This window comes from Pseudomonas protegens (genome assembly GCF_003363755.1).
Classification (GTDB): Bacteria; Pseudomonadota; Gammaproteobacteria; order Pseudomonadales; family Pseudomonadaceae; genus Aquipseudomonas; species Aquipseudomonas danubii.
Window position 1 is genome coordinate 886,628 of sequence record NZ_CP031396.1, and the last position, 14,535, is coordinate 901,162.

Genomic DNA, 14,535 nt, shown 5'->3' on the forward strand with positions numbered 1-14,535 from the left:
TCATGAATATTACTTTAGAAATAAAAAACAAAAAAATACCAGGCGAAGCTGATGAATTTATCGATGAAGAATTAACCCCATTCCAATACCACCTGGAAGAATTAAGGCAATACATTGATGGCGAGATTACTTTAGAGCTAGACAGCAACCACAAGATACGCCTTGACATATACCCTGACTTGACAGTCAGCTTCGAAGATATTATTGAATCGATTCAAAGAGCAAAGTCAGGATGGCTTGGAAAAGATTATATCTGGTTCTGCGAGCAAGGTCGCGACATTTACTTACACTATATAATTGATGAAACCCTAATCGATCTCTCATATACAGAAGGCAATGAAATCAGCAAAGGCAAAGGAGATAAGCCAGTACCTAGCTTCAAGGTAAAAACAAAAAAAACAAACTACGTGAATGAGTGGGAGAAAATATTCCTACACATTTCAAGATTATTTAAAGAAAAGCTAGGAAAAACAATAGAGATACCATGGAAAATTAAGTCTCAGTGAATTAAAAACCGTTGATTACGAGATCATACATAACATTCCTAAAGGTGCACCGAGATAACATTATTCGAAACCAACTCACCCTAGCGACATTAATAATGTCAACGCAAGCAAAGAAAAACCAATTAACACCTTTAAGATACACAATGAATAATCGAAGCCCGCCCTATTAAACCAAAAAAAATACGACTTTATTAAATACAAAAAACAAATAGCAAAACAGTCTTGCACAGAAAAACAGCAGAGTTCTACCCCCTAAAAATTTATGCAAATCAATCTGCAAACATAACGAAATTATGGAGAGCATGACTCTATCTCCACTAGACAATATAGAAGAGAAAGCCCACTAGCACGACCTTACTCTAAAGTTTTCATGAAATAAAATGAACACATCCATTCCCCCTTAAAACGCTATACAACCACTCCCTCTAACATACCCCCATCAACCTGACAGAGCTGGACAAGTGAATCAATTGACCTGAGAGATAAAAATATGACTTCAACTTACAGCTATAAAATCTGCATCAAAGACGGAGATTATTAAAAACAAGAATTAATTTTTGTATTATTATTTTTTTACACCATATAAATAATTTTATAACTATCGATTCAAACATGTGCAAGGCCCAGCGCAGCGCCATCACCGACTTCAACCTACAACAGCCTCAGCCTGCTGACCGAGCAAAAGGCCGGCGCAGCAGCGACCTCCTTTGTCGAACGCCACTACCGCTACGACAAAGCCTTCAACCCGATCCAGATCGACGACAACCGCTGGGGCCAGAGCCAATACCGCTACAACGCCAACCAGCAACTGATCGCCGCCCACCTGGGCCAGGGCCAACCGCAGCAATGGCTCTACGACAACGCCCTGAACCTGCTCAGCGAAGGGCAGATCCACAGCGCAAAGGGCATGGGCGTCAAGGCCGAGCAAAAAGGCGGGCGCGTGGTCAAGTCCGGGGCCAACCGCTACCGCTACGACGCCTGCGGCCGCCTGGCCGAAAAAATCGTCGACCGCCACGGCTTCCGCCCCCAGCGCTGGCAATACCGCTGGAACAGCGACAATCGCCTCACCGACCTCTACACCCCCAACAACGAACACTGGCGCTACGAGTACGACGCCTTTGGCCGTCGCACGCGCAAGTTCAACTTCAGCCGCAGCAACAAACGCGGCACACACTACGCCCACAGCGAACAACACATCATCGGCGAGGAATACCTGTGGAGCGGTGAACAACCGCGCAAAGCCGCGCCCATCTACACCAACGGCGCCATCGTCTTTGAACAGATCCCCCACAAGAACTCCACCCTCCTCGGCCACTCCCTTGCCACCCGCCAGCCCCCACCTAAAGAGTTCGTAAAGACTGCCCGGCCGCCACTGACCCAGCCAGGCAAATGCGCTTCAATTCTCCTTGAGCCAAGCCTGAAACGACCGGAGAAGCCCATGAGCAAGCTTGCCCGCTATCTGCAGGTCGAGGACATCCTCCTCGACGTCAATATCTCGAACAAACAGCGCCTGTTCGATCAGGTTGGCCAGCATCTTCAAGAGACTCGGCAACTGCCCGGCGATTGGGTCACGGCCAGTCTGTGGCGCCGGGAACTGGCCGCCAGTACCGCCATCGGCGACGGTGTGGCCGTGCCCCATGCGCGGCTCGCCGAGCTCGACAGCATCCATGCGCTGTACCTGCGGCCGCAGACCGCCATGGCCTTTGCCGCCCCCGACCAGCAGCCGGTGAGCGATATCCTCGTGCTGCTGGTGCCCGCCCCCGCCGATCAGCAACACCTGGAACTGCTGGCGGACACTGCCCGGTTGTTCTCCAATCCACGCTTTCGCCAAGCGCTGCTGCGGTGCCACGATGCGTCGCAGGTCAAGCAACTGGTTGACCACTGGTAGTCCCCCAAAGGTCCTGGTCCGAGGTGCCGGGCAGGTGGTGGGGCTTCCAGGTCTAAAATGCTCGCCTCAAAAGGCTGCAAGAGGACCCCGACTGTCCGTTACCAACATGCGGCCCGAGGCTATTGCCCCGTCACCTTCCTGAAGCGCAGATTGCGCGCCACGCTGCTGGTCAACTCGGTACCCTCCTCGGCAAAGCTGATCACCCCCAGTTCACCGGCGCGAAAGCGCTCCGTCGTCAGCGGCTGCAAAGGATAGCTGTGCTGGCCGATACGTACGTAGAGCTTGCCTTGCCGAGGGTAGACCTTGAGCTGTCCGGGGCTGGTTTGCAGCGCGTAGAGGCCGACATAACGACGAATATCCTCGGGTTTCCAAGCCGGGGCCAGGACGTAGGTCGAGGCCGGGTTGTTGCCGACGATCCGTGCCCCCGGTGCCGCCGCGAGATAGATCGGGATGCCGTCGTTGTCCGCCACCATCAGTTGATCGCTCTGGCGGAGCAACGGCAGGACCTCATGAAAGGTGTCCAGGACAAACCCCTTGCCGGTGCGTTGCAGCTGGAACTGATGACCGCGATCATCCAGGTAGGTGCCGGCCACCAAGGTATTCAAGAACGCCTTGGGCACCGCCTTGATGCTTGGCGGCGGCGCCGGAATGCCCGTGTCCCGGGGCAACCAGGACGGGCCCAGCAGGACATCCAGCAAGCGATGCCCGCGCTCCGACGCCTCCCCTTCCGTGCTGTTGCACAGGACCACAGTGGCCACATCCAGCTTCGGGTACCAGGCCACATCGGTGCTGAAACCGGCCCAACTGCCGCTGTGGGACACCTCTTGCAGGCCCCGATAACTGCGGTTGGCCAGGCCCATGCCGTAATAGCTCGGGTCACCGTCGTTGAAGGGCTCGGTCTGGCGCATCTTCTCCACCAGCGCCGAGCCCCCGACCCGCCCCGTGGACAGGTTGCGCAACCACAGCATCAGGTCTGCCACAGTGCTGTGCACCTGACCGTCGCCGGTCTGTTCCCAGCGGGCGTCCACGGCTTCGGGGCCCTTGGACGGCTCGCCCTGTTCATAGCCCTGGGCCAGGTTCGGCAACTGCACCGGGTACTGATCGACAATGCTCGAGCGACTCATGCCCAGGGGCTCGAACAGATGGGCTCGACTGTAGTCCTTGAGGGGCATGCCGGCGGCTCGCTCGGCGATGCTCGACAGCAGTACATAACCGCTGTTGCTGTAGCTGAATTCGCTGCCGGGGGGAAACATCAGGGCGTTCTGCTTGAACAGCAGATCCAGGGCCTGTTGCTGGGTGAAGCGCTGGGTCAGGGGAATCCCCGCCAACTCCGCCAGCAGCATGTAGTCCTGCAGGCCCGAGGTGTGGTGCAGCAGATGACGGATCTGGATGCCCTCGGCATAGGCCGGCAGCTCCGGCACAAAGCGCCGGATCGAGTCATTCAGATCCAGGCGACCTTGAGCTTCGAGCTCAAGGATGGCAAAACCGGTGAACTGCTTGGACACCGAGGCCAGGTTGAACAGGGTATCGGCCTGGATCGCCCGGCCCGTGGCCAGGTCGGCAGCGCCGTACCCTGCGCTCCAGATCGTTTTGGCGCCGCGCATCACCCCGGCGGCGCAACCGGGCTGGTCAGGCTTGATGTCGTCGAACACCTCGTGAAACGCCAGAGGCTCGGTGGCATGGGCCAGGGGCATCGCGCCCAAGGTGCTGATCAGCAAGGTTGCAAGCATGGAACGCATGGGGGTTTTCCTCTGGTCACGTCGATCCTTCAGGCTCCTTGGGAGGCTCCTCGCAAGGCGCACCAGTATCCTCATGGCAAACGTTGGAATCTGTCTGCAGTCAGTGATTTTCTGTGAATAAACGTGCAGGGATGTGAGGCGCTGCTGGCCCAGGAACAAAGCCTGCAAAAATGCCGTTATCATCCACCGTTCGAACGCCATCCTCACCGCGTCCCTCGACCCGGCCCCACTTTCACTTGATGGAACCTGCCATGCACCTGCTGTATCGCAGCGACCCGTTCGACCCCAAACGCCCGGATGAGCACTACCTGGACGAGTACGAGGCAGTGCTGGCCGCTGGCCTGAACGCCTCGCTGTTCTCTTTCGAGGATTTCGAAAGCGGCCGTTTCAAGGTTTCCCCGGCCCTGCCAGGCTTGATCGGGCCCATCGCCAAGACGTCCTATGCCGAAGGCGTGCGCCGGACCTTGCAGGCGGCGCACAAAGCCCGACAGCCGTGAAGTCGCCTAGAAGACGGCCACCTGATCAGCGGAGAATTCCAGTAACCGGGGTTCGACTCAACGGGCCGGTGCCGGGGCAATTGCCAGGCGACTGGTGGCCTTGATCTCCCGCAGCGCCAGGCTCGACTGGATCGAGGCGATGCCCGGCTGGCGCCTGAGCACCTGCTCGACAAAATCGCTGTAGCTGTCCAGGTCCTGGGCCAGCACCTGCAACAGGTAGTCGGCGTCACCGGTGATCTTGTGGCAGGCCTGGACCTCGGGCAACCGCATGATCACCGCCTCGAAGTCATCCGGAGTCTGGTCGGAGTGGGTGGCAAAACGCACATGCACGAAGGCCATGATGTCCAGCCCCAGCAGGCGCCGATCGAGGTTGGCCTGGTAATCCTTGATCACCCCCTCCTCTTCCATGCGTTTGCGCCGGCGCCAGCAGGGGGTGAGGCTCAGGGACAGGCGCTCGCTGAGTTCGGCGTTGGAAATGCTCGCGTCCTGCTGCAACAGGGCGAGGATCGCCAGGTCGGTTTCGTCCAGGGACACCCTTCGAGTCATTTTTTTCACAAGTAGCCACTCAATGGAAAAATATTACCCAAAACTCTAATTCCATCAGAACAAAAAGCAAAGAAGTCGCAGCCATGCCGGAACAAACTATTTGCACCGGACAACAACAATGGATGCGTTCAGCATGCTTACCGTCTTCAGCGAATCCCACCGCCTGCACCACGGCACCGAGTTGAAGGATGGGGTGCTCAAGCCCTCCTTCGAGCAACCCAGCCGGGCCGATACGGTCCGCGACCGGGTCAGGCACGTGGGGCTTGGCGACATCATCGTCCCCCGCCGTTTCGACCGCTCCTGCTACGTCGCCGCCCACAGCGAACGCTACGTGACCTTCCTGGAAAGCGCCTGGAGCGAATGGCGCGCCACCGGCCGCAGCCACGACGCCCTGCCCCTGGTGTGGCCGGTACGCGACCTGGCCAACCAGCAGGTGCCGGAGTTCATCGACGGCAAGCTGGGCTTCTTCGCCATGGATGCCGGCTCGCCCATCACCGCCACCACCTGGAATGCCGTGCGCACCAGCGCCGATATTGCCCTCACCGGCCTGGCGCTGATCGACGAAGGCCAGGACAGTGCCTTTGCCCTGTGCCGTCCGCCGGGCCATCACGCGGCACGGGAATACATGGGGGGCTACTGCTACCTGAACAACGCCGCCATTGCCACGCAACACGCCGTGACCCGGGGCGCGAAACGCGTGGCGGTGCTGGACGTGGACTTCCACCACGGCAACGGCACCCAGAACATTTTCTACGAGCGTGATGACGTCCTGTTCGTCTCGCTGCACGGCGATCCGGCGGTCTCCTACCCCTACTACTCGGGGTTCGCCGCGGAGCGTGGGGCCGGCGCCGGCGAAGGCTGCAACCTGAACGTCCCCCTGCCCCGAGGCACCACCTGGCAGCGTTACCGGGAAGCACTGATCCAGGCCTGCGCCCGGCTTCGCGAGTTCTCCCCGGAGCTGCTGGTGGTGTCCCTGGGCGTCGACACCTTCAAGGACGATCCCATCAGCCACTTCCTTCTGGAAAGCGAGGATTTCCTCGGCATGGGCCAGGTCATCGCCGGCGTGGGCGTACCCACGTTGTTCGTCATGGAGGGCGGCTACATGGTGGATGAGATCGGCATCAACGCGGTCAATGTGCTCCACGGCCATGCCAACCGCTAAGGCACCAGCGTCGCACTGCCCAGCAGTTTTCAACGTTCTGACCGAGAGGGAAAAGACATGACCTTGTTCATCGATGTGGATCACGCAGCGGACCTGTATTCGCGCCTGGGCATAGGCCGGGCGATCCGGGAAATGGCCGGCTACATCCAGGCCGACTACCAGCGCTGGCAAGCCTTCGAGAAATCCCCGCGCACCGCCAATCACTCCGCCACTGGCGTCATCGAGCTGATGCCCGCCGACGATGGCCAGCAGTACGCGTTCAAGTACGTCAATGGCCACCCCGGCAATCCCGCCCGGCACCTGCTGACGGTGATGGCTTTCGGCGTGCTGGCCCAGGTCGACAGCGGCTACCCGGTGCTGCTCAGCGAACTGACCCTGACCACCGCGGTGCGCACCGCCGCCACTTCAGCGCTGGTGGCGCAATCCCTGGCCCGCAAGGACGCCCGCAGCATGGCACTCATCGGCAACGGCGCCCAGAGTGAATTCCAGGCCATCGCCTTCCATGAAATGCTCGGCATCAGCGAGCTGCGGATCTTCGACATCGACGTTGAAGCGTCCCACAAGCTCAAGCACAACCTGCAGGCCTGGCCAGGGCTCGAGGTGCGCATCGCCGACTCGGTGGCCGATGCGGTCAAGGGCGCGGACATCGTGACCACGGTCACCGCGGACAAGGCCTACGCCACCATCCTCACCCCCGAACTGATCGAGCCAGGCATGCACCTCAACGCCGTGGGCGGCGATTGCCCGGGCAAGACCGAGCTGCACGCGGACATCCTGCGCAACGCCCGGGTGATCGTCGAGTTCGAACCCCAGACCCGCATCGAGGGCGATATCCAGCAGATGCCGGCGCACTTCCCGGTCACCGAGTACTTCCGCATTGCCCAGGGCCTGGCGCCGGGCCGCGAGCATGAGGCCCAGGTCACGGTGTTCGACTCGGTGGGTTTCGCCCTGGAAGACTTCGCGTCCCTGCGCTACCTGCATGACCTGGCACGCCAGCACGGCATCGGCGAGCAGATTCAGCTGGTGCCCACGCCGGCCAATATCAAGGACCTGTACCAGTTGCTGCAACAGCGCCCCGCCTCCCTGGCGACGGCACCACGACGGATCACCGCCGGCTGAAAGAGCACTCCTGTGGCCCATGAACAGGGAACCGGCCTCGTGCCCCTGTTCACGGGCAATACCTGACCCGGCTGCACCACAACAATCACAGACCGCAGCCCCCAACAACCTTCCACTGCCAAAACTCGACAACTATAAAATCAAGAGGTTTTGTGATGAATCCAGATACCTTCGGGGCCTCCGAGTACCCGACGCTGCAACGCACCCTGCATAACCGTCATATCCAGCTCATGGCCATGGGCGGCGCCATCGGCACCGGGCTGTTCATGGGCTCGGGCAAGATCATCGCCATGTCCGGCACCTCGATCATCCTGATCTACATGATCATCGGCCTGTTCGTGTACCTGGTGATGCGCGCCATGGGCGAGCTGCTGCTGTCGAACCTGAACTTCAAGAGCTTTGCCGATTTCGCCGGTGCCTACCTGGGGCCCCAGGCGGCGTTCTTCCTCGGCTGGTCCTACTGGCTGAGCTGGAGTGTCGCGGTGGTGGGCGATGCCGTGGTGGTGGGCGGCTTCTTCCAGTACTGGTTCCCCGATGTGCCGGCCTGGGTTCCCGCCATCGCCATGATGCTGACCCTGTTCGCCCTCAACGTGCTGACGGTGAAACTGTTCGGCGAGGTGGAGTTCTGGTTCGCCATCATCAAGATCATCGCCGTGGTCACCCTGATCGCGGTGAGCCTGGTGCTGATCGCCACCGCCTTTGTCTCGCCGTCCGGGGTGAGCGCCTCCCTGAACCACCTGCTGGAACGCCAGGCCGCCTTTCCCAACGGCCTGCTGGGCTTCTTCGCCGGTTTCCAGATGGCGATCTTCTCCTTTGCCGGCACCGAGCTGATCGGCACCGCAGCGGCGGAGACCCGCGACCCGCGCCGGACCCTGCCCCGGGCCATCAACGCGATTCCGCTGCGCATCATCCTGTTCTATGTGCTGGCCCTGGCATGCATCATCGCCGTGACCTCCTGGCAGCAGGTGTCGCCGAGCAAGAGCCCGTTCGTGGAGTTGTTCCTGATCGCCGGCTTTCCGGCTGCGGCGGGCATCGTCAATTTCGTGGTGCTGACCTCCGCGGCTTCCTCGGCCAACAGCGGCGTGTTCTCCGCCAGTCGCATGCTCTTCGGCCTGGCGGACCAGGGCAACGCACCACGCTTGTTCAAACGCCTGTCAGGGCATAGCGTTCCGGTGATCAGCCTGGCCTTCACCAGCCTGCTGATGCTGCTGGGGGTGCTGTTGCTGTACGTGGTTCCGGAGGTGATGACCGCCTTCACCCTGGTGTCGACGGTGTCGGCGATCCTGGTGATCTTCACCTGGTCGACCATCCTCGCGTCCTACATCGCCTACCGCAAAAAGCACCCTGAACTGCACGCCGGTTCCCAGTACAAGATGCCCGGCGGCGTGCCCATGGCCTGGTTCGCCCTGGCGTTCCTGCTGTTCGTCCTGGCCTTGCTGGCCCTGCGCCCGGATACCCGCATGGCCCTGTGCGTGATGCCGGCGTGGTTCGTCTGGCTGGCCATTGCCTATCGCCTGACGGCCGGGCGCAAGGGGCGGACACCGCTGCAAGCGGCGGCGCAATATCGCTGAGGCGCGAGCCTGAAAGACTGGGCCAGGGAGCGGCACTGTCGGAGCCCGGTCCTGCGTGCAAAAGCATCGACAGAGCCCCCTCGTCTTGTTCTACTCCCGCCGCCATCGCCGTTGCCAGGGAGTGCCCACATGCAAGTCGCAGGACCCACCTTTGAAGAGGTGTTCAGGAAAAACCTCAAACGCGTCCTCAACTACTGGAGCCAGATCGGCACCGTCATCGGCCTGAGCGCCGCCGCGCTGGGGCTGTTCAGCCTGTACATGTACACCCGGGCCATCGGCCGCACCGACCTGTTCATGGCCTCCATCGATGCCAGATCGGCGCTGGTGGTCTGGCTGGTCATGGTGCTGTTTCTCATGCTGATCTACTTGCTGCTGCTTACGGTCACCACCCTGCTGTTCGGGCTGGCAAACGATGTGTTTCGCAACACTCCAGAACACATGAACGATGTGGTGGTATGGCTGACCTTGCCGGTCCTGGCAGGCTTCCTGACTCTGATCGTGCTCAGCTACTACGTGCATCTGGGTGAGGCACTGGCGTCGCTGATACTGGTGGCGGTGGTGGTACTGGTGACAGGGCTGGTGATGTCACGCCCCGCGTTCAAACGCGTGATCCACAGCAGTCTGGAGAAACACCCCGTTGCGGGCAGGGGCACCTGGGGTGGCCTGTTCGTGACCCTGACACTCTGCCTGCTGGGCACGGTGATCTCGGGGATCTTCACCAGCCTGCTGATCATCAATGCCTACAGCAACGAAGTGTCCAATGACTCGCCACACTTACCAGCCTTGTTGAACTTCCTGGGGCTGCTCTTCTCCTTGCTGCCCATCGTGTTCTTCTACTGCAAGGCCGGTAGTCCCTACAAACGGGTCTTCTATGCCCTGATGTGCACCCTGCTCCTGGCCGCAGCCTTTCTTCTGGTGCTGCCCGGGGCCATGAGCCAGATCACCTACAAGGCCGCCGGCAGCCTGGATGTGCGTCAGGACGGAGTCGAACGATTCGTGCTGCACGATGACCTCGAACTGCATGACCTGGACCCACTGATGTGGAACACCCGCCTGACCTCGAAGCAGCGCCTGGAAGTTCAGGGCTTTCAACTCTTCTCTTTCGGCGAGGCCCTGTTGATCTGCCCCAAGGGGCTGCGCAACCTGGCGCTGAACCAGATGCACCGCTATACCCGCACCTGCATCAGGACCCGCAACAGCGCGGTAACCCGCAAGCCGGCAAAACCGCTGTATGGCCAAAACCGCGCCTGTGCCGGTGCCGCGCCACCGGCGGCATGCTGGAAACCCCAGGGCTCCTGAATCCCGCACCAGCTGCCCCCCACCTGCTGAACCCCCAGGCCGCAGACGGCCTGCTGGCTCAGGGCGCCGGGTTGACCAGCAACGGGGGTGCCAGGCTGCCTGGGGTGTGCGAGCCGGGAGCGCAGGCGACAAAGTCCTCCTTGCGCAGCACCACCAGGGCAATCAACGACACCACCCCGGTGGCCACGTAGAAATACCAGGGCGAGGTGATGTCGCCGGTGAGCTTGATCAGCCAGGTGGAGATCAACGGTGCACTGCCACCGAACACTGCCACGGGAATGTTGTAGGCCACGGCAATTCCGGTGGAGCGGATGCGGGTCGGCAGCAGTTCGCTCATCAGGGCGTAGGTCGAGGAGGCGTAGAGTCCGAACAGGATCGCCACCGCCATCAGCGGCCAGAACAGCGTGGCCGGGGTGGCGTTGGGCGCGGTCTTGAAGAACCAGTACATGGCCAGGGTGGCCAGGGTGCCGATCACCATCAGGAACGGCTTGCGTCCGTAGCGGTCGGTGAAGGCGCCGCCCAGGGGCATGACCAGGGCCGCCGAGAGGCTGGCGACGAACACGTAAAGCAAGGTAGTGCCGCTGTCGAACTTGAGGGTGTTGGACATGTAGGTCGAGGCGAAGGTCAGCACCAGGTAAAAGATCGAGCTGTGCAGGGTGATGATGAAGAACACCAGGGCAATCGAGCGCTTCCACTGCCAGACCTCCCGCAGCGGTGCCTTGGAGGTCTCTCCAGCGTGCACCAGGGCCAGGAACTCCGGGCTGTCTTCGAGCTTCAGGCGGATGTACAGCGAGATGAACCCCAGGGGTCCGGCGATCAGGAACGGAATTCGCCAGCCCCAGTCCTGCATCAACTCGGCCCCCAGGGCCCAGGTCATGCCATTGGCCACGGCGCCGCCCAGCAACAGGCCGAGCACCGCGGTGACCATCAGCCAGCAGGTGGCAAAGCCCCGGCGCCCGGGCCCGGCGTATTCGGAAATGAAGCTGGTGATGGTGCCGATCTCGCCTCCGGCGGAAAACCCCTGCACGCAGCGGATCAGCACCAGGAGGATCGGCGCGGCGATGCCGATGCTGGCGTAGGTCGGCAGCAGGCCCAGCAGGCAGGTGGAACCGGCCATCAGCATCAGTACGGTGATCAGGGTCTTGCGCCGACCGATCTTGTCCGCCAGGGGGCCGAAGAACAGCCCGCCCAGGGGACGGATGAAAAAGCTCAGGGCAAAGGCCGCAAAGCTCGCCAAGAGGCTGCTGGTGGGGTCATCGGAGACGAAGAACGCCTTGCCGATGTACAGCGCCAGGAACCCATAGACGCCGTAGTCGTACCACTCAATCAAGTGGCCCGAGGTCGCGCCGATAAAGGCCCGGCGCCGCTGGCGCTGGGGATTGCAAGAGGTCATGTCCATGTTGGGAGACTCCTGTCGTATTGCTGTCCATGGAAAAAATCTTTCAGAGGTCGGCGATGGACCCTGTGGGGTCCTGCAACCACTGGCGCAAGCGGGTCTTGAGAATCTTGCCGTAGCTGTTCTTGGGCAGCTCGCGGCAAAACAGGTATTTCCTGGGCTTCTTGAACGAGGCCATGCGGGTCACGAACCATTGGTTGAGTGCCTGAGCATCGAGGCCGCCAGGGCAGCGCAGCACCACGAAAGCCACCACCGATTCGCCCCACTCGGCATCCGCCTGCCCCACCACGCAGACCTCGAACACCCCGGGATGCTGCATCAGCACCTCTTCCACTTCCCGTGGGTAGATATTGCTGCCGCCGGAAATGATCACATCCTTGGAGCGGTCCGTGAGGGTCAGCATCCCGCGACTGTCGAGAAAGCCGATATCGCCGGTGAGCAACCAGCCGTCCACCAGGGCCGCCTGAGTGGCTAATGGGTTGTCCCAGTAGCCGTGCATCACCGGGGCCCCGCGCACAGCGATTTCCCCGGGTTCGCCGGGGCCCAGGCGCTGTCCATCGGCATCGACTATCCGCACCTCCACACAGGACTGCGGCCGCCCCACCGAGGCCGCGATTGCGGGCCAGTCGGGATGCTCGCGGTCGGCGATCAGCTCCCGGGACAGGGCGCTGATGGTCATCGGGCACTCGCCCTGGCCGTAGATCTGCACCAACCGCGGGCCGAAGGTCTCCAGGGCCTGGCCCAGGTCCGCCAGGTACATGGGGGCCCCACCGTAGACAAGGGTCTTGATCCCCGCGCCGTCATAGCCTTGCTGCCGGGCCTGCTCGACCATGCGCTTGACCATGGTCGGGGCGGCAAACAGGCTGACCTGCCCCAGTTCCTGCGCCAACCCGAACAGCTCCTGCGCGTCGAACCCCCGTGACTCCGGCACCACATGCCGGGCCCCGCAGCGCACGTGAATGAAGTTGTAGAGCCCGGCCCCGTGCGACATCGGCGCGGCATAGACCACCGCATCAGTGGCCTGCACCGGGTCCACATCCAGCGGGTAGCACAGCGACATGGCCATCAGGTTGCCATGGGACAGCATCACCCCCTTGGAGCGGCCGGTGGTGCCCGAGGTGTAGAACAGCCAGGCCAGATCATCGTCCCTGCGCGGACAGGGCTCCAGCAGCTCGTGGCCCGGGGCTGGCGCCGGCGCGGGGCTGGCGTAACCGGGCAACTCGCGGCAGTTGTCCGGCAAGTCCTTAAGCTCGAAAGTCCGCCCGCTGTCGGTATAGATCGCCCGAGCCCCGGCGTTGCCGACAATCCAAGCCGCCTCCCGCGGATGCAGCTTGCTGTTGACCGGCACCGCCACCGCCCCGCTCCACCAGATGGCGTAGAGCAGTTCCAGGTAGTCGCAACTGTTCTTCATCAGCAACGCCACCCGCTCCCCCGGGGCGATGCCGTGACCTTGACGCAGGTGCAGGGCCCGAGCCCGGACCCGGGTTGCGAAGTCCTGATAGTCGGCCACCTGGCGACAGCCCGCGAACAGCGCTGGACGCTGGGGCCAGCGTTGAGCCGCATCCAGCAGCCAATGAGCGATGTTCATGCTCAGGTCCTGACCGCTTGCAGGACCGAGGCGTAGTTGGCTACCGCCATCCCGCCCATGTTGAACAGCAAGCCGAACTCGGCACGGGGCACGCCCAGGCCAATGGGCTCGCCGATCAATTGGCGAAAGCCCAGGGCATGCATCGAGACCCCGGTGGCGCCCACCGGGTGGCCCTTGGCCTTGAGCCCACCGGACAGGTTGACCGGCAAACGACCGCCCTGGCGCACGATGCCCTCGTCCAGCGCCCGATGGCCTTCGCCCTTGGGCGCCAGGCCCATGGCCTCGTAGATCAACAGCTCGGCGATGGTGAAGCAGTCGTGGACCTCGGCGAAGTTCATGTCCCCCAGGCTCACCCCGGCCTCGCGCAAGGCGCCGTGGATGGCCCGCTGCGGGCCGTCGAAGGCGAGGATGTCGCGACTGGCCATCGGCAGCAGGTCATTGACCTGGCTCAGGGAGCGGATCGCCACCTCGCGCCGGAACGAGCGGGCGCGCTGCGGTGACGCCAGGACAATGGCCGCCGCGCCGTCGCTGATCAGCGAGCAGTCGGTGAGGCGCAGCGACGGCGCAATCAGCGGATTGCTCTGGGACACATTGTTGCAATGCTCGAAGTCCATCGGCCGATGCATCTGCGCCAGCGGGTTGGCCATGGCATTGCTGTGGTTCTTCACCGCAATCGCCGCCATCGAGGCCAGCGGGCTGTGGTAGCGCTCGGTGTACTGCTGCGCGACCCGGGCAAACAGCTGCGCAAAGCTCAGGCCGGCCTCCTGCGGATCATTCTGGTAACCGGCTCCGGCCAGGGCTTGGGTGACCTCGGCGGTGGAGTTGCCGGTCATCTTTTCCGCCCCCACCACCAGCACCAGTTCAGCGGCGCCGCTGCGGATCGCGTTGACCCCGGCCTGAATCGCCGCCGAGCCCGAGGCGCAGGCGTTCTCGCAGCGGGTGGCCGGTTTGAAGCGCAATTGCGGATCGGCCTGCAGCATCAGCGAGGCCGGAAAACCGTCCGGCACCAGGCCTGAGTTGAAGTGTCCGAGGAACAGGGCGTCGATCTCGGCGGCGTCAATCGCGGCATCCGCCAGGGCTTCACGAGTGACCTGGACAATCAGGTCCTCGAGGGTCGAGCCCTGCAGACGGCCGAAAGACATGTGGGCAGCAGCAACAATGGATACGGAAGCATGGGTCATGGTGATTTTCTTCTGTGCTTGAAGCGGGCATTCCCTACAATGG

Annotated in this window: 13 protein-coding genes; 7 read left to right on the forward strand and 6 right to left on the reverse strand. The window is 61.8% G+C overall.

The genetic code is table 11. The features are described 5' to 3' along the window. The first annotated feature begins 2 nt into the window (after positions 1 to 2). Positions 3 to 506: a hypothetical protein gene (locus tag DWF74_RS03725; RefSeq protein ID WP_115580367.1), complete on the forward strand. Its 504-nt coding sequence runs from the start codon at positions 3 to 5 to the stop codon at positions 504 to 506. 646 nt (positions 507 to 1,152) lie between these two features. Here DWF74_RS03725 and DWF74_RS03730 read toward each other — a convergent pair. Further along, complete coding sequence (locus DWF74_RS03730) at positions 1,153 to 1,401, reverse strand: hypothetical protein (RefSeq protein WP_115580368.1); 249 nt, start codon at positions 1,399 to 1,401, stop codon at positions 1,153 to 1,155. A 12-nt stretch (positions 1,402 to 1,413) separates the two neighbouring features. Here DWF74_RS03730 and DWF74_RS03735 point away from each other — a divergent pair, with 12 nt between their 5' ends. After that, on the forward strand, positions 1,414 to 2,394 hold the full coding sequence (locus DWF74_RS03735; RefSeq protein WP_115580369.1) for a PTS sugar transporter subunit IIA: 981 nt from the start codon (positions 1,414 to 1,416) through the stop codon (positions 2,392 to 2,394). Between the two features lie 119 nt (positions 2,395 to 2,513). On the opposite strand, the gene DWF74_RS03740 is transcribed toward DWF74_RS03735, so the two are convergent. Further along, positions 2,514 to 4,133 (reverse strand): serine hydrolase domain-containing protein, encoded by a 1,620-nt coding sequence (locus DWF74_RS03740; RefSeq protein ID WP_115580370.1) that lies wholly within the window; start codon positions 4,131 to 4,133, stop codon positions 2,514 to 2,516. A gap of 251 nt (positions 4,134 to 4,384) precedes the next feature. On the opposite strand from DWF74_RS03740, the gene DWF74_RS03745 reads away from it, so the two are divergent. Next, complete coding sequence (locus DWF74_RS03745; RefSeq protein WP_115580371.1) at positions 4,385 to 4,630, forward strand: hypothetical protein; 246 nt, start codon at positions 4,385 to 4,387, stop codon at positions 4,628 to 4,630. 57 nt (positions 4,631 to 4,687) lie between these two features. Here DWF74_RS03745 and DWF74_RS03750 read toward each other — a convergent pair whose 3' ends face one another. Then, positions 4,688 to 5,176, reverse strand: a complete 489-nt coding sequence (locus DWF74_RS03750) for an Lrp/AsnC family transcriptional regulator (protein WP_170004083.1) — start codon at positions 5,174 to 5,176, stop codon at positions 4,688 to 4,690. 133 nt (positions 5,177 to 5,309) lie between these two features. On the opposite strand from DWF74_RS03750, the gene DWF74_RS03755 reads away from it, so the two are divergent. From DWF74_RS03755 to DWF74_RS03770, 4 genes are all read left to right on the forward strand, one after another. Next, positions 5,310 to 6,338 carry a histone deacetylase family protein gene (locus tag DWF74_RS03755; protein ID WP_205413478.1) on the forward strand — a complete coding sequence of 343 codons (1,029 nt, stop codon included), beginning with the start codon at positions 5,310 to 5,312 and terminating at the stop codon, positions 6,336 to 6,338. 57 nt (positions 6,339 to 6,395) lie between these two features. Beyond that, positions 6,396 to 7,457, forward strand: a complete 1,062-nt coding sequence (locus DWF74_RS03760; protein WP_115580373.1) for an ornithine cyclodeaminase — start codon at positions 6,396 to 6,398, stop codon at positions 7,455 to 7,457. A 155-nt stretch (positions 7,458 to 7,612) separates the two neighbouring features. Next, positions 7,613 to 9,028, forward strand: a complete 1,416-nt coding sequence (locus DWF74_RS03765) for an amino acid permease (RefSeq protein ID WP_115580374.1) — start codon at positions 7,613 to 7,615, stop codon at positions 9,026 to 9,028. Between the two features lie 129 nt (positions 9,029 to 9,157). Continuing rightward, the gene (locus tag DWF74_RS03770; protein ID WP_115580375.1) at positions 9,158 to 10,327 is read left to right on the forward strand and encodes a hypothetical protein; all 1,170 of its coding nucleotides are present in this window, start codon (positions 9,158 to 9,160) and stop codon (positions 10,325 to 10,327) included. Positions 10,328 to 10,385: 58 nt separating this feature from the next. Here DWF74_RS03770 and DWF74_RS03775 read toward each other — a convergent pair whose 3' ends face one another. From DWF74_RS03775 to DWF74_RS03785, 3 genes are read right to left on the reverse strand one after another with little or no spacing between them, the layout of a single operon-like run. Continuing rightward, complete coding sequence (locus DWF74_RS03775) at positions 10,386 to 11,726, reverse strand: MFS transporter (protein WP_115580376.1); 1,341 nt, start codon at positions 11,724 to 11,726, stop codon at positions 10,386 to 10,388. Positions 11,727 to 11,769: 43 nt separating this feature from the next. Further along, complete coding sequence (locus DWF74_RS03780) at positions 11,770 to 13,311, reverse strand: class I adenylate-forming enzyme family protein (protein WP_115580377.1); 1,542 nt, start codon at positions 13,309 to 13,311, stop codon at positions 11,770 to 11,772. Positions 13,312 to 13,313: 2 nt separating this feature from the next. Further along, the gene (locus DWF74_RS03785; protein ID WP_115580378.1) at positions 13,314 to 14,492 is read right to left on the reverse strand and encodes an acetyl-CoA acetyltransferase; all 1,179 of its coding nucleotides are present in this window, start codon (positions 14,490 to 14,492) and stop codon (positions 13,314 to 13,316) included. Between the last annotated feature and the right edge of the window lie 43 nt (positions 14,493 to 14,535).

Excerpts from the sequence above, each read along its gene's own strand:
- DWF74_RS03770 (WP_115580375.1), top strand. The coding sequence starts at position 9,158 with ATGCAAGTCGCAGGACCCACCTTTGAAGAGGTGTTCAGGAAAAACCTC.
- DWF74_RS03745 (WP_115580371.1), top strand. The coding sequence starts at position 4,385 with ATGCACCTGCTGTATCGCAGCGACCCGTTCGACCCCAAACGCCCGGAT.
- DWF74_RS03725 (WP_115580367.1), top strand. The coding sequence starts at position 3 with ATGAATATTACTTTAGAAATAAAAAACAAAAAAATACCAGGCGAAGCT.
- DWF74_RS03760 (WP_115580373.1), top strand. The coding sequence starts at position 6,396 with ATGACCTTGTTCATCGATGTGGATCACGCAGCGGACCTGTATTCGCGC.
- DWF74_RS03785 (WP_115580378.1), bottom strand. The coding sequence starts at position 14,492 with ATGACCCATGCTTCCGTATCCATTGTTGCTGCTGCCCACATGTCTTTC.
- DWF74_RS03775 (WP_115580376.1), bottom strand. The coding sequence starts at position 11,726 with ATGGACATGACCTCTTGCAATCCCCAGCGCCAGCGGCGCCGGGCCTTT.
- DWF74_RS03740 (WP_115580370.1), bottom strand. The coding sequence starts at position 4,133 with ATGCGTTCCATGCTTGCAACCTTGCTGATCAGCACCTTGGGCGCGATG.
- DWF74_RS03750 (WP_170004083.1), bottom strand. The coding sequence starts at position 5,176 with ATGACTCGAAGGGTGTCCCTGGACGAAACCGACCTGGCGATCCTCGCC.
- DWF74_RS03765 (WP_115580374.1), top strand. The coding sequence starts at position 7,613 with ATGAATCCAGATACCTTCGGGGCCTCCGAGTACCCGACGCTGCAACGC.
- DWF74_RS03780 (WP_115580377.1), bottom strand. The coding sequence starts at position 13,311 with ATGAACATCGCTCATTGGCTGCTGGATGCGGCTCAACGCTGGCCCCAG.
- DWF74_RS03755 (WP_205413478.1), top strand. The coding sequence starts at position 5,310 with ATGCTTACCGTCTTCAGCGAATCCCACCGCCTGCACCACGGCACCGAG.
- DWF74_RS03735 (WP_115580369.1), top strand. The coding sequence starts at position 1,414 with ATGGGCGTCAAGGCCGAGCAAAAAGGCGGGCGCGTGGTCAAGTCCGGG.